The organism is Variovorax sp. YR752 (assembly GCF_943372545.1).
Genome location: NZ_CALRZC010000010.1, coordinates 62467 through 80736, shown reverse-complemented (window position 1 = coordinate 80736; position 18270 = coordinate 62467). Strand labels below are relative to the sequence as shown.

16 protein-coding genes are annotated in these 18270 nt (G+C 71.5%); 13 read left to right on the top strand and 3 right to left on the bottom strand.

Annotation, left to right across the window (positions count from 1 at the left end; all coding sequences use genetic code 11):
• Nucleotides 1-220: 220 nt before the first annotated feature.
• Complete coding sequence (locus tag AAG801_RS04060) at nucleotides 221-700, bottom strand: MarR family winged helix-turn-helix transcriptional regulator (RefSeq protein ID WP_341887273.1); 480 nt, start codon at nucleotides 698-700, stop codon at nucleotides 221-223.
• 97 nt (nucleotides 701-797) lie between these two features.
• Between AAG801_RS04060 and AAG801_RS04055 the strand changes: the two genes are divergently transcribed.
• Genes AAG801_RS04055 through AAG801_RS04045 form a run of 3 tightly spaced genes read left to right on the top strand, consistent with a single transcriptional unit; the run spans nucleotide 798 to nucleotide 3832 of the window.
• Nucleotides 798-2000: a 3-hydroxybenzoate 6-monooxygenase gene (locus AAG801_RS04055; protein ID WP_341887272.1), complete on the top strand. Its 1203-nt coding sequence runs from the start codon at nucleotides 798-800 to the stop codon at nucleotides 1998-2000.
• 17 nt (nucleotides 2001-2017) lie between these two features.
• A complete protein-coding gene (locus AAG801_RS04050; protein ID WP_341887271.1) occupies nucleotides 2018-3067 on the top strand; it encodes a cupin domain-containing protein in 1050 nt (349 codons plus the stop codon).
• 30 nt (nucleotides 3068-3097) lie between these two features.
• Entirely contained in the window at nucleotides 3098-3832 is a 735-nt protein-coding gene (locus tag AAG801_RS04045; RefSeq protein WP_341887270.1) for a fumarylacetoacetate hydrolase family protein, read from the top strand.
• A gap of 49 nt (nucleotides 3833-3881) precedes the next feature.
• Here AAG801_RS04045 and AAG801_RS04040 read toward each other — a convergent pair whose 3' ends face one another.
• Both AAG801_RS04040 and AAG801_RS04035 read right to left on the bottom strand, forming a co-directional pair.
• Nucleotides 3882-6905: a CHASE domain-containing protein gene (locus AAG801_RS04040; protein WP_341887269.1), complete on the bottom strand. Its 3024-nt coding sequence runs from the start codon at nucleotides 6903-6905 to the stop codon at nucleotides 3882-3884.
• Between the two features lie 179 nt (nucleotides 6906-7084).
• The gene (locus AAG801_RS04035) at nucleotides 7085-8065 is read right to left on the bottom strand and encodes a nucleoside hydrolase (RefSeq protein WP_341887268.1); all 981 of its coding nucleotides are present in this window, start codon (nucleotides 8063-8065) and stop codon (nucleotides 7085-7087) included.
• 126 nt (nucleotides 8066-8191) lie between these two features.
• On the opposite strand from AAG801_RS04035, the gene AAG801_RS04030 reads away from it, so the two are divergent.
• From AAG801_RS04030 to AAG801_RS03985, 10 genes are all read left to right on the top strand, one after another.
• Nucleotides 8192-8467: a DUF2282 domain-containing protein gene (locus AAG801_RS04030; RefSeq protein WP_341887267.1), complete on the top strand. Its 276-nt coding sequence runs from the start codon at nucleotides 8192-8194 to the stop codon at nucleotides 8465-8467.
• A 5-nt stretch (nucleotides 8468-8472) separates the two neighbouring features.
• Nucleotides 8473-9336, top strand: a complete 864-nt coding sequence (locus AAG801_RS04025; protein WP_341887266.1) for a DUF692 domain-containing protein — start codon at nucleotides 8473-8475, stop codon at nucleotides 9334-9336.
• 58 nt (nucleotides 9337-9394) lie between these two features.
• Entirely contained in the window at nucleotides 9395-10204 is an 810-nt protein-coding gene (locus AAG801_RS04020) for a putative DNA-binding domain-containing protein (RefSeq protein WP_341887265.1), read from the top strand.
• Nucleotides 10201-10686, top strand: coding sequence for a DoxX family protein (locus tag AAG801_RS04015; RefSeq protein WP_341887264.1), 486 nt, complete (start codon nucleotides 10201-10203; stop codon nucleotides 10684-10686). Before AAG801_RS04020 ends, AAG801_RS04015 begins: the two co-directional genes overlap by 4 nt.
• A 68-nt stretch (nucleotides 10687-10754) precedes the next feature.
• Entirely contained in the window at nucleotides 10755-11957 is a 1203-nt protein-coding gene (locus AAG801_RS04010) for an ABC transporter substrate-binding protein (RefSeq protein WP_341887263.1), read from the top strand.
• Nucleotides 11954-13600: an ABC transporter permease gene (locus AAG801_RS04005; RefSeq protein WP_341887262.1), complete on the top strand. Its 1647-nt coding sequence runs from the start codon at nucleotides 11954-11956 to the stop codon at nucleotides 13598-13600. Before AAG801_RS04010 ends, AAG801_RS04005 begins: the two co-directional genes overlap by 4 nt.
• Entirely contained in the window at nucleotides 13600-14250 is a 651-nt protein-coding gene (locus tag AAG801_RS04000) for an ATP-binding cassette domain-containing protein (protein WP_341887261.1), read from the top strand. Before AAG801_RS04005 ends, AAG801_RS04000 begins: the two co-directional genes overlap by 1 nt.
• Nucleotides 14247-16397 carry an FAD-dependent oxidoreductase gene (locus tag AAG801_RS03995; RefSeq protein ID WP_341887260.1) on the top strand — a complete coding sequence of 717 codons (2151 nt, stop codon included), beginning with the start codon at nucleotides 14247-14249 and terminating at the stop codon, nucleotides 16395-16397. Before AAG801_RS04000 ends, AAG801_RS03995 begins: the two co-directional genes overlap by 4 nt.
• Complete coding sequence (locus AAG801_RS03990; protein WP_341887259.1) at nucleotides 16394-17134, top strand: DUF3047 domain-containing protein; 741 nt, start codon at nucleotides 16394-16396, stop codon at nucleotides 17132-17134. The genes AAG801_RS03995 and AAG801_RS03990 overlap by 4 nt, the downstream gene beginning before the upstream one ends.
• Nucleotides 17131-18228: an FAD-dependent oxidoreductase gene (locus tag AAG801_RS03985; protein WP_341887258.1), complete on the top strand. Its 1098-nt coding sequence runs from the start codon at nucleotides 17131-17133 to the stop codon at nucleotides 18226-18228. The genes AAG801_RS03990 and AAG801_RS03985 overlap by 4 nt, the downstream gene beginning before the upstream one ends.
• Nucleotides 18229-18270: the final 42 nt, after the last annotated feature.

The following is an 18270-nucleotide window of genomic DNA, read 5'->3' as shown; positions in this document are numbered from 1 at the left end:
CAGGTCGCGAAGTGAGTTCTGCGGCACGACCCTGGCGCGAGCATCGCAGTGGAGTCGGCGCGCAGCGTCGCCCGCCGCCGAATGAGCCACCAGCGGGCAGCGCCTGCCGCGACGCTCATAGAAGGCACGAAAGCAGACCCGCGCAAACTTCAGCTCAGGGCGCCAAGAGTCGCCGCTGCGGAGAATCCCGTTTCTCGATCCCTGGACGCGACCCTGCAGTTCAACCCTCGCTCGGTGCCCGGCTCAACTCGTTGTTGGCCTCCACCAGCGTGCGCAGCATGCGCATGAACTCGGCGCGCTCCGCCTTGGGCAGCGGCGCGAGGATGCGCTGCTGCGCCTTGTGCATGTCGGGCAGCACGGCGGCGAGCAGGGCCTGACCGGCGTCGGTCAGCGTCAGCAGGCGCACGCGGCGGTCGTTCGGCGAGGCGCCGCGCTGCAGCAGCCCGCGGGACTCGAGCCGGTCGACCACGCCGGCCACCGTCGAGGTGTCCAGGCCGATGCTGCCGGCCAGTGTGCGCTGGTCCACGCCGGGGGTGTTGGCCACCGTCTGCAGCGCCGCGTACTGCACAGGCGTGATGCCGTGCGCCTCGGTCTCCTGCAGGAAGATGGCCACCGCGATCTGCTGCAGGCGGCGGATGTAGTGGCCCGGCAGCGCGTCGATGCCCTGCGGCGGCGGGGTGGTCTTCTTGACGGATGGCACGGCGCTGCGGGTAATCCCTGGGAACGGAAGTGCATGTTATCACTACACTGATGCTAAGTGTACTGACAATTAGTGTGCGTTCTTTGAGGTGACCCGAATGTCCGTCGAATCCGCATCCCTTCCCGTGGTCGTCGCCGGCGGCGGCATTGGCGGCCTGGCAGCCGCGCTGGCGCTGGTGCGCCAGGGCTTCCGCGTCACCGTGCTCGAGCAGGCGCCCGAGATCGGCGAGATCGGCGCCGGCATCCAGCTCGGCCCCAACGCCTTCCACGCCTTCGACGCGCTGGGTGTCGGAGCGCAGGCACGCAGCCGTGCCGTCTACACCGACTGCATGGTGATGCACGACGCGATCGACGAGTACCAGGTCGGCAAGATCCCCACCGGCGAGGCCTTCCGCCAGCGCTTCGGCAACCCCTACGCGGTGATCCACCGCGCCGACGTGCACCTGTCGCTGCTCGAAGGTGCGCAGGCCTCCGGCCGCGTGGAGTTCCTCACCTCGACGCGGGTCGAGCGCATCGAGCAGGACGCCGAGGGGGTGACGGTGTTCGACCAGAAGGGCGGCGTGCACCGTGGCGCTGCGCTGATCGGCGCCGACGGCGTCAAGTCGGTGGTGCGCGAGCAGTACGTCGGCGATCCGGCGCGGGTCACCGGCCACGTGGTCTACCGCGCGGTGGTCGACAAGAAGGACTTCCCGCTCGAGTTGCAGTGGAACGCGGCGAGCATCTGGGTCGGCCCGAACTGCCACCTGGTGCACTACCCGCTGCGCGGCGGCGAGCAGTACAACGTGGTCGTCACCTTCCACAGCCGCGAGCAGGAGCAGTGGGGCGTCACCGAAGGCAGCAAGGAGGAGGTGCAGAGCTACTTCCAGGGCATCAGCCCGAAGGCGCGCCAGCTGATCGACCTGCCGAAGAGCTGGAAGCGCTGGGCCACCGCCGACCGCGAGCCGATAGCCCAATGGACCTACGGCCGCGCCACGCTGCTCGGCGATGCGGCGCACCCGACCACGCAGTACATGGCGCAGGGTGCCTGCATGGCGATGGAGGATGCGGTGACGCTGGGCGAGGCGCTGCGCGTTCACCACAACGACTGGGCCAAGGCGCTCGAGCTCTACCAGCGCTCGCGCATCGCCCGCACCGCACGCATCGTGCTCAGCTCGCGCGAGATGGGCCGCATCTACCACGCCAAGGGCGTCGAGCGCCTGGTGCGCAACGACTTGTGGCGCGGCCGCTCGCCGGAGCGCTTCTACGACGCGATGGAATGGCTGTACGGGTGGAATGTCGGCAACTGCCTCGCCGCGCACTGAATCCACAGGAGACACCCATGAACGAACTCGGAAGACTCGAAGACCTGCCGGCCGACTACGTCGAGCAACTGCGCGCGCTCAACCTGGTGCCGCTGTGGCCCAGCCTGCGCGCCGTGCTGCCGCCGGGCCAGCCGCGGCCGAACACACGTGCCACCGCCTGGTCCTATCAGGCGCTGCGCCCGCTGCTGCTGAAGGCCGGCGAGCTGACGCCGATCGAAAAGGCCGAGCGCCGCGTGCTGGTGCTCGCCAACCCCGGCCACGGCCTGGAGAAGATGCAGGCCAGCGCGGCCATCTATCTCGGCATGCAACTGCTTCTGCCGGGCGAATGGGCACCGTCGCACCGCCACACGCCGAACGCGGTGCGCATGATCGTCGAGGGCGAGGGCGCCTACACCACGGTCGATGGCGAGAAGTGCCCGATGTCGCGCGGCGACCTGATCCTCACGCCGACCGGCCTGTGGCACGAACACGGCCACGACGGCGACCAGCCGGTCGTCTGGCTCGACGTTCTGGACCTGCCGCTGGTCTACTACATGGAGGCCAGCTACCACGTCGACGGCCCGCGCCAGACGGTCAAGCCCGGCAGCGGCGAGGGCGGCTACGTGCGCGGCGGCGTGCTGCCCACGCCGGTCTTCACGCGCTCGGCCAAGGCCTACCCGATGCTGCGCTACCCCTGGGCGCAGACGCGCGCGGCGCTGCAGGCGCTGGCCGCGCAGCAGCCCGAGCTCGAGGCGGTGCAGGTCACCTACGTCAACCCCGAGACCGGCGCGCACGCGCAGAACATCCTCGGCTACTACGCGCTGATGCTGCGCCCGGGCCAGGCGCTGACGCTGCCGGTGCGCTCGCCGGCGATGGTGTTCCACGTCATCGAGGGCGGCGCCGAGGTGCGCGTGGCCGACCAGGCCTTCACGCTCGCCGAGGCCGACACCTGCTGCGCGCCGGGCTACACCGCCGTCACGCTGCGCAACCGCTCGGCCAGCGAGCCGTCCTTCCTCTTCATCGCCGACGAGACGCCGCTGCACACCAAGCTCGGCGTGTTCGAACACCGCGACGAACACCGCGGCTGAACCCGACACCTCTTGCCGAAAGACTTTTCCATGAGCCAAGCGAACTTCCTCTGGGCGCCGCAGCCCGTCCCGTCGCTGCCGGTGCGCGGCAGCAGCCAGCGCGCGCCGGTGCGCCGCCTCTTCTTCGTCGGACGCAACTACCACGCCCATGCCGTCGAGATGGGTCGGCCGGTCGACAAGAGCGCCGAGCGACCGTTCTACTTCACCAAGTCGCTCGACACCGTCGTCGAGTCGGGCGCGACCGTTGCCTACCCCAGCGGCACGCAGAACTTCCACTTCGAGATGGAACTCGTGGTCGTGATCGGCAAGCCGGGCTTCCAGGTGCCGGCCGCGCGGGCACACGAGCTGATCTACGGCTACGCCTGCGGCCTGGACATGACGCGCCGCGACCTGCAGCTGATCGCCCGCGACAAGGGCCGGCCCTGGGACCTGGGCAAGGACGTCGAGCAGTCCTCGGTCTGCTCGGAGGTGGTGCCGATGCCGGGCGTGGTGCTCGAGCGCGGCGCGATCGAGCTGGCGGTCAACGGCCAGACCCGGCAGAAGTCGGATCTCGACAAGCTGATCTGGAACATCCGCGAGATCATCGAGGACCTGTCGCAGTTCTACGAGCTGCAGCCTGGCGACCTGATCTACACCGGCACGCCCGAGGGGGTCGGCGCGGTGCTGCCGGGTGACCGCATCGGCGGCCATGTCGACGGCGTCGGCGAGGTCTCGTTGACGATTGGCCCCGCGCGTGCGGAGCACACCGCGCGCCGCGCGGCCTGATCGTCGCTGTCAGGGCGCGTTCAAGGCCGGCAGGATCCGCTCGAGGGCATCAGCCTGGACCGATCGCCGGCCCGCCGGCGAGGGCGTCGCTCACCACGCCGGCCAGGCGCTCGAGGCTGTGCTCCTTGAGCAGCACGCCGCGAACGCCCAGCGCGTGGGCGCGGGCCAGCAGCTCCTCGGTGACGTAGCCCGAGGTGATGACCACCGGCAACTGCGGCGCGATGCTCGCGAGCTGCTCGGCCACGGCCAGGCCGGACAGGCCGGGCATGTTGTAGTCGGTGACCACCAGCTCATGGGCCTGCGGCGCCCCGCGCACCGTCTCGATCGCCGCCAGGCCGCTGTCGACCCGTGTGACCTGGTAGCCGGCGCGCAGCAGCAGGGCCTCGATGGTCATCCCGACCACGTCGTCGTCGTCGACCAGCAGCACGCGTTCGCCGTGGCCACGATGGGCTTCCCGCTGTGCCGTGGCCGGGCTCGCGGGCAGGCCGGCGGGGGCGTCGCGCAGCGGCAGGAAGACATCGATGCGCGTGCCGCGCCCCGGCGCGCTGTCGACCACGATGCGGCCGCCGCTGGCAGTGACGATGCCATGCACCACCGCCAGGCCGAGGCCCGTGCCCTGGCCGACCGGCTTGGTGGTGAAGAAGGGCTCGAAGATGCGCGAGCGCGTGGCCTCGTCCATGCCGCAGCCGTCGTCGCTGACGCGCAGGCGGGCATGGGTCGGCGCCGCGGCGGCCGTGCCTTCCGTCGACGCAGCCAGTTCGACGCCGATGCGTCCGTTCTGTTCCGGCAGAGCCTGCCAGGCGTTGGTGCACAGGTTGAGCAGCACCTGCTGGATCTGTGCCGCGTCGACCTCGACGAGCAGCGGCTCGGCCGCGATGCGGGCCTCGAGCTGTACCGAGGCCGGCAGCGTGGCGTGCAGCAGCGCGATCGACTCCTCCACCAGCGGCGCCAGGGGCTGCACCACGCGCTCCTGCGGTAGCCGGCGGCTGAAGGCGAGGATCTGCTGCACCAGCGAGCGCGCCCGCACGGCCGCCTGGTTCACCAGCACCAGCGGCCGTTGCGCCGGGTGGTCGGGCGCGAGGTCCTCGCGCGCGATGCTCAGGTTGCCGAGGATGGCGGCCAGCACGTTGTTGAAGTCGTGTGCCACGCCGCCCGCCAGCGTGCCGATCGACTCCATCTTCTGTGCCTCGCGCAGGCGCGTCTCCAGCTCGCGCTGCTGCGCCTGCGCCGCGTGCAGGTCGCTGAGGTCGCGCGCGACGGTCGACATGCGGGTGACCTTGCCCTGCGCATCGCGCAGGCAGATGATCACCTGCGAGACCGGCAGCTCGTGGCCGTCGGCGCAGGCGATCGCCAGCTGCCCCGCCCACACGCCGCTGCGCCGTGCCGCGGGCACACCGACCTCCAGGATGGCGCGCACCGCCCACGGCGGGTGGCAATGCTCGAAGCGCAGGCCGGTCAGTTCGGCGTCGACCGCCAGCCCGAGCATGCGGCGCCCCGCGCGGTTGAGGAAGGTGAGCTCGCCTTCCGGCGTGGCCGAAGCCACGTAGTCCGGCGTGGCGTCGAGGATGGAGGTCAGCTCGGCCTGCTGCGCGGCGGCGCGCTCGCGATCGGTGACGTCACGCACGATCAGGCTGCTGCTGATCGCGCCGTCGTCGTCGACATAGGTGGTCGACGACAGCTCGGCCTCGAACAGGCTGCCGTCGGCCCGCCTCATGCGCAACTGGCCCGACGCGCTGCCGCTGCGCGCGCGCTGCTCGAGCAGGGCGGCCAGGCGCGGGTCGCTCTCATCGACCATGCCGCCGCGGCCGAGCGCGCGCAACTGCGCTTCGCTGGCGCGGAACAGCGCGCACGCGGCCGGGTTGGCGGCGAGCACGCCGCCGTCGGGGCGCGTGCGCAGCACCGCGTCCATGCTGTTCTCGAACAGCATGCGGTAGCGGCGTTCGCTCTGCTCGAGGCTGCGCTTCTCGGCCTGCAGTTGCGCGGTCGCCTCGCGCACCTCGCGCTCCTTGCCGGCGTGGGCGCGCACCAGGGTGTGCGTCATCGCCGCCAGCGAGCCCGACAGCAGCACGCCGAGCAGCAGGGCCAGCATGGTCGCGTTGTCCAATCCATCCGGGCTCGCCCCCTGCTGCACGCCGACCTCGATGTCCCAGCGGCGGTCCGCCACGTCGAGCATCAGCTTCCGGACCGGCCCATTCGCCTCGCGCGAGCGGCCCGGGTCGAGCCAGGCGCTGTCGAACACGGTGGCGGCCTGGCCGTGGCGTGCGGCCTGCGCATCGGTGATGCGCACGTGCAGGAAGTCATGCAGCTCCGCCGGGATGCTGCTGCGCACCAGCTCGGCGGTGCGGAAGGCGATGCCGACCACACCCTTGGCCAGGCGCAGGCGCTCGTCGACCGTGGCCGGCGGCAGCACGGTCTCGTAGGTGCCGGCGCGGATCACCACGCTGGTCAGTGCCGGCACCAGGGTGCCGCCGCGATCGCGCGCCAGCAGGATCGGCCCCGTCGCCACATAGCCGCCGCTGCGCAGCGCCGCCTCCACCTCGGGCCGGTAGGCCTGGCCGGGGTCGTAGAGGTCGTAGCCGAAGGTCTGCGCCTCGGGCGGGTGCACATGGCGGATCACCATGTGCTCTGGACGCTCGCCACCCGGGCGGATGTCGAAGCCGGGGTGGCCGCCGATCCAGCGGCTGCGGTCCTCGCGCACCGAGGTGATGAAGTTCGCCCGGTGTTCGGGGCGCACAAGCTCGGCGACGAAGGTCAGGGCCAGGCCGGGAAAGCGCCGCTGCAGCGAGATGGCCTCGACGTACTGTGCGAACTCGGCGTCGTTGAGCACCACGTCCGATCCGTCGAAGACGCGCAGGCCGGGCAGGGTGTCGGTGTAGGACTGGACGCGGCCGGCCAGCAGCTGGGCGAAGCGGTCGGTGCGGCGCTCGAAGCGACCCTGTTGCTCGGCGGCCTCACGCTGCCACGACCATGCCGCGAAGCAGGCTGTCAGCAGCAGACCGGCGAGCAGCACGGCCGCCGCCAGCCAGCGGCCGGGGGGTGGCTGCGGATCCGCGGCAGGCGCGTCGGCGGGCATGCGGTGCTGGAGGTACGGCGCAGGAGATCGCGATCGTGCGCCGGAATCGAGCCGCTGCCATGCTCCAAATCCACAGGTTTCACGGCTGCGACAGCGTCGAGTGCCCCGTCACGGCCATGCCGGCGGCTGCGCGAGCGCGAAGTGATCGATTCGGCGCATCGGTGATGCAGCGAATCACTTCAGGGCAACGGCAGGGCCTCGAAGAAGGCACGGAAGATCGCATCGCGCTGCACTGCATGGGCCTCGCGCATCGGGTGGCGCGACGCGTCGGCGACCCAGCGCCGGTCCGCCGCCAGCCGTGGCGTGCGCACGATGCTGCTGGGCACCCAGGCCGGCTCGATCAGCCAGGCGATGTTGATGATGTCCCAGATGACCCAGGAGTGCGCCTCGAAGCTGTCGATGCCCAGCAGCGGCCACAGCGGGTTGTGGGTGTAGAGCTCGAACAGGTGCGCGCCGATCGGGCCGCGATCCTTCACCCAGCGCTCCATCTCCGGCAGCGACAGGCGCAGCTGCGCACCGACGTGGAAGCCAGGCAGGTAGACATGCGGCACGCCGCTGTCGAGCAGCCACTGCGAGGCGAGCAGGTCCTGCTCGAGGTTGAAGGACTCGTTGACCTGCGGCGCGTGCGAGGGATAGCCGCTGGTCCAGACGACGACGATGCGCTCGGCGATCGCCGGCTCGATCAGCAGTGCGTTGGCGATGTTGGTGACGCAGCCGATCGCCACCACGTAGAGCGGTTCGTCGGCGGGCATCGCCATCGCGGTCGCGATCAGGTGGGCGGTGGCCTCGCTGGCCTCGGGCGCGTCCAGCGCGGCGAGATAGCGCGTCGAGCCGCGCAGCACGCGCCCGCCTTCGGCGATGCCGAGTGCGTCGAACACCGCGCGGATCTCGTCGACGCTGCGCGCCATGCCGACCCCGGGCGGATCGAACTGCCGGTGCTCCTGCAGCTTCATCTCGGCGCGGCGGTGCGCGAAGGAGTAGGGCGCCGCGTAGACGCCCTCGACCTGCAGTCGCTGCGGCACGCGCAGCGCCCAGGCGATCGCGAAGGGGTCGTCGATCTCGTTGGCGGCGTCGGTGTCGATGACGATGCGCAGGCGGCCGGACGGCAGGGCCAGGCGGGACAGGTACCAGGCGTCGTCGCGGCGAAGGGGCGCAGGCATGGCCGATTTTGCCCCAGGGCGCGCTGTAAGGACGACGGCCGGGCGGCGACGGAGGCAGGTCGGTGCGGGCGTGCCCTGCACAGTGACGAGACCACGACATCACCCACCATCAATGGAGTTTCAGCCATGAATCAGCGCCTCATCGTCTCCTCCGCCCTGGCTTCCGTGCTCGCCCTCGGCCTCGTCGGCCAGGTCGCCGCGCAGGACAAGGCCAAGGAGAAGTGCTACGGCATCGCCAAGGCCGGCCAGAACGACTGCGCCAACCTGTCCGGCTCGCACTCTTGCGCCGGCCAGTCCAAGGTCGACAACGACAGCGGCGAATGGAAGTACGTCGCCAAGGGCACCTGCAAGGAGATGAAGGGCATGAGCGCCGACGAGGTCAAGGCCGGCATGAAGAAGTGAAGGCCATGCCGCGCGCCGCGACGCAGGCAACCGGTGCCGGCATCGGCGCGCGGCAGCCGCACTACGCCGAACTCATCGAGCGCTCGCCGCCGCTGGGCTTCGTCGAAGTCCACTCGGAGAACTTCTTCGCCGACGGCGGCGCCGCGCTGGCCGTGCTGCGCGAACTGCGCGCGCGCTACCCGGTGAGTCTGCACGGCGTCGGGCTCGCGCTCGGCTCGGCGGCCGGCGTCGACGAATGGCACCTGCAGCGGCTCGAGCGCCTGGTGCGGCACGTCGAGCCGGCGCTGGTGTCCGACCACGCCTGCTTCGCGCGGGCGCCGCTCGCGCCCGGCGGCGCCGTGCTGCACGGCAGCGACCTGCTGCCGCTGGCGTTCACCGAGGCCTCGCTCGCCGTCCTGGTCCGCAACGTGGTGCAGGTGCAGGAGCGGCTGCGCCGGCCGATCGCGGTGGAGAACCTGTCGGCCTACCTGTCGTTCGAGGACGACGCCATCGCCGAGGCGCAGTTCCTCGCCGAACTGGCACGCTGCAGCGGCTGCGCGCTGCTGCTCGACCTGAACAACCTGATGGTCAATGCGCGCAACGCAGGCGGCGCCGACCCGCTGGCCGACTGCCGCGCCTTTGTCGACGCGTTGGCGCCAGGCAGCGTCGCCGAGATCCACCTCGCCGGGCACGACGACAGCGGCGACATCGTCATCGACGACCACGGCAGCCGCGTGCGCGAGTCGGTGTGGCAGCTCTACCGCCACACGATCGACCGTTTCGGCCCGCTGCCGACGCTGATCGAGTGGGACACCGACCTGCCGGCGCTGGACGTGCTGCTCGACGAGGCGGCGCGAGCGTGCGGCATGGCCGAGGCGCTGCCGGCATGAGCGCGCCGGGCCGCTCCCAAGCGCTCATCCCGGAGCACGCAGTGCGGAGGGTAGTCCAGTGAGCGTCTTGGTTGAAGCGCAGCGCCAGCAGCAGTTGCTCGCCGCGATCCTGCGCCACGACGCGGCGCCCGCGCTGCGCGAGCAGGGCGCGCGCGCCGAGCGTGGTCTCGCTGCCTACCGCGCCAACGCCGGCGCGCTGGCCGAACGCGCGCTGGCGGCTGCGGCACCGACCGTGGCCGCGATGCTCGGGGAAGAGAGCTTCGCGCGCCTGGCCCGCGAACTGTGGGCTGCGCATCCGCCACGCTGTGGCGATGTGGCCGAGTGGGGTGCCGAGTTGCCCGCGTGGCTCGCTGCGCAAGCCGATCTCGCCGAGTGGCCCTGGCTGGCCGACGCCGCCCGGCTCGACCTCGCGCTGCACGCCGCGGAGCGCGCCGCCGATGCGACGCTCGAGGTCGAATCGCTGTCCCTGCTCGCCGAGGCCGATCCGGCGTCCGTCACGCTGAACCTGATGCCCGGCCTCGCCGTGCTCGCGTCGACCTGGCCGATCGCCAGCATCCATGCCGCGCACCACGACGCGGGCCCCGACCCCTTCGCGCCGGTGCGCGTGGCGCTGGCGGCCGGGCAGGGCGAGGCCGTGTGCGTCGCGCGCGCGGGCTGGCGAGCCGTCGTGCATCGCCTCCTGGATCATGACGCCGCGTTCATGCGCGCGCTGCAGGGCGGCGACTCGCTCGCCGGTGCGCTGCACGAGGCTGGCGAGGGCTTCGACTTCGGCGCCTGGCTGCCGCGTGCGATCGCGCAGTCCTGGCTGAAAGCTGTGCTGCCGCTGGCCGACACAGACGGATCGAACCCTGAACGATGCCAACCATGAACCCCACCTTGAACCCCGGGCCGCTGGCCCGCCTCTGGTCCTTCGGCGAACAGGCCATTGCCGCGCTCGAACACCTGCAGCCGGCGGCTGCGCTGGCCGCGCGCCTGTACGTGGCGCTGGTGTTCTTCCGCTCCGGGCTGACCAAGCTGCGCGACTTCGAGACCACCATCGCGCTGTTCACCGACGAGTACCAGGTGCCGCTGCTCGACCCGGCGGTGGCCGCGGTGGCTGGCACCGCCGGCGAACTGCTGCTGCCGGTGCTGCTGGCCCTCGGTCTGGCCGGGCGCTTCGCTGCCGCCGGGCTGTTCGTGGTCAACGTGGTCGCGGTGATCAGCCTGGCCGAGATCGCCGAGCCGGCGCTGCAGGCACATGTGTTCTGGGGCAGCCTGCTCGCCGCGCTGTTGCTGTGGGGGCCGGGCCGCTGGTCGCTCGACCGCTGGGCGGTGCCGGCACTGCGCGCCCGATTGACAGGGCGGCCGTGAGCCGATGGCGGGGCCGATACACTGCGTCGCGCTCCCTCGCCGAATGCCACGTTGAACGGATCTTGCCAATGAACTTGCCGCTGTCCCGCCGCCGACTGATCGCCGCCGCCACGCTGGCGCCCTGGCTTCCTGCGGCGCAGGCCGCCGACCCCGCTGCGTGGGAGCGTATCGAACGTGCCGCGCGCGGCCAGACCGTCTACTTCAACGCCTGGGCTGGCAGCGAGCGCGTCAATGCCTACCTGCAGTGGGTGGCGGGCGAGGTGGCCACGCGGCACGGCATCAAGCTCGAACACGTCAAGCTCGGCGACACCGCCGAACTCGTCAAGCGCGTGCGCGCCGAGAAGGCGGCAGGCCGCACCAGCGACGGCAGCGCCGACATGGCCTGGATCAACGGCGAGAACTTCCTCGCGATGAAGCGCGAGGGCCTGCTGTACGGCCCCTTCGCCGAGTCACTGCCGAACTTCGCCCTGGTCGACGTGGCCGGCAAGCCGACCACGCGAATCGACTTCTCCGAGCCGGTCGAAGGCTTCGAGGCGGCCTGGGGCATGGCGCAGTTCACCTTCTACGGCGACGGCAAGCGCATCGTGCAGCCGCCGAAGAGCCTGGCCGAACTGATCGAGTTCGCGAAGAAGAACCCGGGCCGCTTCAGCTACCCCAAGCCGCCGAACTTCCACGGCACTACCTTCCTCAAGCAGGTGCTGCTGGAGGCCGCGAGCGACCGCAAGCCGTTCTACGCGCCGGCCCCGGCCGATGCCGCTGCGCAGCTCGCGCCGCTGTGGCGCACGCTGGATGCACTGCACCCACTGCTGTGGCGCTCGGGCAAGCAGTTCCCGGCCAGCAATGCGGTGATGCGGCAGATGCTGGCCGACGGTGAACTCTTCGTCACGCTGACCTTCAACCCCAACGAGGCCGCCAACGAGATCGCGGCGAAGCGCCTGCCCGACAGCGTGATCAGCTGGCAGCATGCTGGCGGCACGATCGGCAACACGCACTTCCTGGCGATTCCGTTCAATGCGCGGGCGAAAGAGGGGGCGCAGGTGGTGATCAACTTCATGCAGTCGCCGCTGGCGCAATCGCGCAAGGCCGACATCCGCCACTGGGGTGACCCGACCGTGCTGGCGCTCGACAAGCTCGCCGCGGCCGACAAGGCGCTGTTCGCGCAGGGCGGCGCGCCCGGCGTGGTGCAGCAGGGCGCGCCGGTGCTGCCCGAGCCGCATGCCAGCTGGGTCGAGGTGATCGAGCGCGAATGGGCGCGCCGCTACGGGCAGTGACGAACCCCGTCGGCCGCGCCTGGTGGTGGCCGGCCGGGCTGTTCGCGCTGCCGCTCGCGGCCTCGCTGGTGCTGGCGCTGCAGGGCGCCGCCGATGTCTCGGCGTGGGCGCGCCTGTTCGACGACCCGGCGCTGCTTCCCGCGCTGGCGCTGTCGGTCTGGGTGGGTGCGGCCGCGACGCTGCTCTCGCTCGCGCTCGCGCTGCTGATCGTCACCCATCTGCATGGCACGCCGATCTGGGCGAGCATCGAGCGTGCGCTCGGTGCCCTGCTCGCGGTGCCGCATGCCGCCTTCGCGGTCGGCTTCGCCCTGCTGCTGATGCCCAGCGGGCTGCTGCTGCGCCTGGTGGCCTCGCTGATGGGATGGGACTCGCCGCCCGACCTGTCGACCGTGCACGACCCGCTCGGCCTGGCGCTGATCGCCGGCCTGGTCTGCAAGGAGCTGCCCTTCCTGCTGTGGAGCATCGCCGCGCTGCTGCGCCCGGTGGCGCAGTCGGCACAACTGCGGCTGCAGCTGCAGGCCGCGCAGGCGATGGGTTATGCGCCGGCGAGTGTGTGGTGGCGCGTGCTCTGGCCGCAGCTGCTGCCGCGCCTGGCGCTGCCGTTGCTGGCGGTGTGGGCCTATGGGGCCAGCGTGGTCGACATGGCGCTGGTGCTCGGCCCGACGCAGCCGCCGACGCTGGCGCAGCTCGCGTGGGTGTGGCTGCTCGACGCCGACGCGGCGAGCAACGCGCAGGGCGCGGCAGCGGCGCTGCTGGTGGCGCTCGTCGTCGCCGCCGGTGCGCTGCTGGCGATGGCCGCACTGCGCCTGCTGCGCCCCGCGCTGCGTGCGCGGCAGGTGCGCGGCGACCGGCCGTCGGCGCCGCGTGCAACGGCCCTCGTGCCCCCGTTGCTGGGCGCTTTGGCGCTGGTCTACGCGCTGGTGCTGGCCATGCTGGCCTTCGTGTCGGTCGCCAGCGTGTGGGCGTTCCCCTCGCTGTGGCCGCAGACCGTGTCCTTCGATGCCTGGCAGGCGGTGGCGGGCAGCCTGCCGGTGCTGGCGCGCACCAGCGGCCTGGCGCTGGCCTCGGCGCTGACCGGCGTGCTGCTGGCCGTCGCCTGGATGGAGACCACACCGGCCAGCTGGGACCGCCGCGCCGCGCCGCTGGTCTTCGCGACCATGCTGGTGCCGGGCGTGCTGCTGGTCGCCGGGATCTACCAGCTGATGCTGAGTCTGCGACTGGACGGCAGCCTCGCCGGCCTGTGGCTGGCGCACAGCCTGTTCACCGCGCCCTATGCGCTGGTGGCGCTGGCACCGGCCTACCGCGGCTTCGACGGGCGCTACGAGCAGACGGCGCGGGCACTCGGCCGCTCGCGCGCTGCCTTCCTCGTGCGCATCAAGTGGCCGATGCTGCTCGCACCGGTCGCCTCGGCGCTGGCGGTGGGTTTCGCGGTCAGCGTCGCGCAGTACCTGAGCACGCAGTTCGTCGGCGCCGGGCGGCATGCCACCGTCACCACCGAGGCGCTGACGCTTGCCTCGGGCGGCCAGCGCACGCTGCTGGCGGCGTATGCGCTGCTGCAGGCGCTGCTGCCGGCGCTGGCCTTCGCAGCCGCCTGGTGGCTCGGGCGCCGGCAGGCGCACCGGCTCGGCATGGAGATCGCCTGATGCTGGAGCTGGAGGGCATCCGCATCGCCACGGCGCAGCGCACGCTGATCGAGGGCCTGTCGGCACATGTCGGCCCCGGCGAGCTGCTGGTGGTGATGGGCGAGAGCGGCTCGGGCAAGTCCTCACTGCTCGGATTCCTGTGCGGCACGCTGGCGCCGGGGCTGCAAGCCAGCGGCAGCGTGCGCCTGGACGGCCGCGAGGTCACGGCGCTGCCCACCGCGCAGCGCCGCATCGGCATCCTGTTCCAGGACGACCTGCTGTTCCCCCACCTCACGGTGCTGGAGAACCTGCTCTTCGCGCTGCCCGCCGGGCCGGCGGCGCAACGCCGCGCCGAGGCCGAAGCGGCGCTTGGAAGTGCCGGCCTGGCGGGTTACGGCGAGCGCTGGCCACACACGCTGTCCGGCGGGCAGCGCTCGCGGGTCTCGGTGCTGCGCGCACTGCTCGCGCGGCCGCAGGCGCTGCTGCTCGACGAACCGTTCTCGCGCCTTGACATGGCTCTGCGCCAGCGCTTTCGCAGCTTCGTGTTCGAGCGGCTGCGCGCGCAGGGCGTGCCGGCCGTGCTGGTGACGCATGATGCGCACGACGTGCCCGAGGGCGCGCGCGTGATCCGGCTCGAGGAGCCGACCGACCCCACCGAGGACTCTTCATGAACCGCCGCAAGCTGATCATCGTGCTGGCCGTGATCGCCGTGATCGCCGCGTTCTTCGCCTTCGACCTAGGGCGCTTCCTCAGCCTGGACTACGTCAAGCAGCGTCAGGCCGAGTTCGCCGCGCTGTACGACAGCCGGCCGGCGCTGGTGATCGGCGTCTTCCTCGCGATCTACGTGGCGGTGACAGCGCTGTCGCTGCCCGGCGCGGTGATCATGACGCTGGCCGGCGGCGCGATCTTCGGGCTGGCTGTCGGCACCATCGTCGTGTCCTTCGCGTCGAGCATCGGCGCCACGCTGGCCTTCCTCGCCTCGCGCTACGTGCTGCGCGACAGCGTCAAGGCGCGCTTCGGCACCCGCCTGGCCGACGTCGACCGCGGCATCGCCAAGGAAGGCGGCTTCTACCTGTTCACGCTGCGCCTGGTGCCGCTGTTCCCCTTCTTCGTCATCAACCTGCTGATGGGCCTGACGACGATGAAGGCCTGGACCTTCTACTGGGTCAGCCAGCTCGGCATGCTCGCCGGCACGCTGGTCTACGTGAACGCCGGCACGCAGCTGGCGAAGATCGATTCGCTGCAGGGCATCCTCTCGCCAGGTCTGCTCGGCTCCTTCGTGCTGCTCGGCCTGTTCCCGCTGGTGGCCAAGAAGATCGTCGACGCGGTCAAGGCGCGCCAGGTCTACGCACGCTGGGCGCCGGTGAAGCCGAAGACTTTCGACCGCAACCTCGTCGTCATCGGCGCCGGCGCGGCCGGGCTGGTGACCAGCTACATCGCCGCGGTGGTGAAGGCGAAGGTGACGCTGGTCGAGCGCCACAAGATGGGCGGCGACTGCCTGAACTACGGCTGCGTGCCGAGCAAGGCGCTGATCAAGACCGCAACGCTGCTGCAGCAGATGCGCGAGTCGGCGAAGTACGGCATCGCCAGCGCCACCGCCACCGTCGACTTCGCGCAGGTGATGGAACGTGTCGCGCAGGTGGTGCGCGACATCGAGCCGCACGACTCGGTCGAGCGCTACACCGGCCTCGGTGTGGACGTGGTGCTCGGCAGCGCAAGGATCGTCAACCCGTGGACGGTGGAGATCGTGCGCGAGGACGGCACGACGCAGACGCTGAGCACACGCAGCATCGTGATCGCCACCGGCGCCGAGCCCTTCGTGCCGCCGCTGCCGGGACTGCAGGACGTTGGCTACCTGACCAGCGACACGCTGTGGGGCCTGCGCGAGCTGCCGCAGCGTCTGGTCGTGCTCGGCGGCGGGCCGATCGGCTGCGAGCTGGCGCAGAGCTTCGCGCGCCTGGGCTCGCAGGTCACGCAGATCGAGATGGCGCCGCGCATCATGATCCGCGAGGACGAGGAGGTCTCGGCGCTGGCGAAGGCGGCGCTGGAACACGACGGCGTGCGCGTGCTGACCGGCCACAAGGCGCTGCGCTGCGAGCGCGACGGGGAGCGCCGCTTCATCGTCGTCGAACATGCCGGCGCGGAGATGCGCGTCGAGTTCGACCTGCTGTTGTGCGCCGTCGGCCGTGTCGCGCGGCTGAAGGGTTTCGGGCTGGAGGAACTCGGCATCCCGGCGGGGCGCACAGTCGAGACCAACGAGTACCTCGAGACGGTCTACCCGAACATCCTCGCCGCCGGCGACGTCGCCGGGCCCTACCAGTTCACCCACGTCGGCGCGCACCAGGCCTGGTATGCCTCGGTCAATGCGCTGTTCGGCACCTTCCGCAAGTTCAAGGCCGACTACTCGGTGATCCCGTGGGCGACCTTCATCGACCCGGAGGTCGCGCGTGTCGGCCTCAACGAGCAGGAGGCGAAGGAGAAGGGCATTGCATTCGAGGTCACGAAGTACGGCATCGACGACCTCGACCGGGCCATTGCCGACAGCGCCGCGCACGGCTTCGTCAAGGTGCTGACCGTGCCGGGCAAGGACCGCATCCTCGGCGTCACCATCGTCGGCGCGCATGCCGGCGACCTGCTCGCCGAGTACGTGCTGGCGATGCGCCACGGCCTGGGCCTGAACAAGATCCTCGGCACCATCCACACCTATCCGACCATGTCGGAGGCGAACAAGTACGCTGCGGGCGAATGGAAGCGCAATCACCAACCCAGGAAGCTGCTCGAATGGGTGGCGAAGTACCACGCCTGGAGGCGTGCATGACGATGCGGCGGGCTGTCGCATGGGGCCTCGCAGGTGTCGTCGCATCGATCGCCGCGCTCGCGCCACTGCCGGCGCGGGCCGAGTTGCTGCCGCCGCTGGTCGCGGCGGACGGCAGCGTCGCCGCGGCGTGGCGCGACGCCCGGCTGCCGCAGCAGCAGCTGCCGGCCACGCGCTACGCCGCCGAAACGATCGATGGACGGCGTGCCGTGCGCATCGAGGCCGAGGGCGCCTACGGCAACCTCGTGCATGCGCTGCGCGCCGAGGCGCCTGGCTTGAGCCTGTCGTGGTCGTGGCGCGTCGAGCGCTTCGTCGAGCAGTCCGACCTGCGCCGCAAGGAGGGCGACGACAACGCCGTCAAGGTCTGCGTCTTCTTCGACCTGCCGATGGCGGCCGTTCCGTTCGTCGAGCGGCAGTTGCTGCGCCTGGCCCGCTCGAAGACCGGCGAGGCGCTGCCGGCGGCCACGGTCTGCTACGTGTGGGACCGCCAGCTCGCCGCCGGCACCGCGTTGCCGAACCCCTACAGCCGCCGCGTGCGCTACCTCGTGCTGCGCTCGGGCGAGGGTGACCGCGGCGGTTGGCGTGACGAACACCGCGACGTGGCGGCCGACTTCCTGCGCCTGTTCGGCGACGAGGCGACGCAGGTGCCCGCGGTCACCGCCGTGGCCTTCGGAGCCGACGCCGACAACACCGGCGGGCGCAGCCTCGCCTTCGTGGCCGACCTGTCGCTCGACCGATGAAGAAGCTGCTGCTGCTCGGCGGGGGGCATGCGCACCTGCAGGTGATGCGCGCATTCGCCACCGAGGCGCTGCCCGGCGCCGAGCTCACGCTGGTCACGCCCTGGCCGACGCTGACCTACTCGGGCATGGTGCCGGGCTTCGTCGCCGGGCACTACACGCTGGAGCAGTGCACGGTGCCGCTGGCGCCGATGGCCGAGCGCGCCGGCGTGCGGCTGCTGCAGGCCAGCGCCACGGCGATCGACAGCGCGGCGCGCACCGTCACCCTGGCCGATGGCCGCACGCTGGCCTATGACGCGCTCAGCCTCGACGTCGGCGCGACGCAGGACCGCGACGCCATTCCCGGCGCGCGCGAGCACGGCCTGTTCGTGCGGCCGATCGAGGCCTTCGCGCAGCTCTGGGGCCGCATGCTCGAGATCGCGCAGGCGAAGCCGCTGTGCGTCGTGGTGATCGGCGGCGGCGCGGCCGGTGTCGAGCTGGCGCTGGCCATGCATCACCGCCTCGGCGACCGCTCGCGCGTCAGTCTCGTCACCGGTGGATCGGCGCCGTTGCCCAGCCATCCACCGGGAGTGCAGCGGCGCGCGCTGGCCGCGCTCAAGCGCCGCAAGGTCACGGTGCTCGAAGACGTCTGCGCCGAGATCAGCGCCAGCCACGTGCTGCTCGGCCGCGGCGCGCGCGTGGCCTGCGACGCCGCGGTGATCGCGCTGCCCGCGGTCGCGCCGGGCTGGTTGCAGGGCTGCGGCCTCGCGCTCGACGAACGCGGCTTCGTCGCCACCGGGCCGACGCTGCAGAGCAGCTCGCACCCCGAGGTGTTCGCCGCCGGCGACGTCTCCGCGCGGCTGGATGTGGCGCACCCGCGCAGCGGCGTCTACGCGGTGCGCGCCGGCGCGCCGCTGGCACTGAACCTGCGCCGCTTCCTCGCCGGCGGTCAACTCGAGCCCTGGCGGCCGCAGCCGCGCGCGCTCAACCTGCTGGCCTGCGGCGAGCGCTACGCGATCGCGAGCTGGGGCAAGCTTGCGGCCGAGGGCCGCTGGGTGTGGCACTGGAAGGACCGCATCGACCGCGGCTTCATCAACGCCCACGGCGGCGCGGCCTGAGAACGCAGCTCGCCGTGTGGGTCAGAATCAGCCCATTCCCGC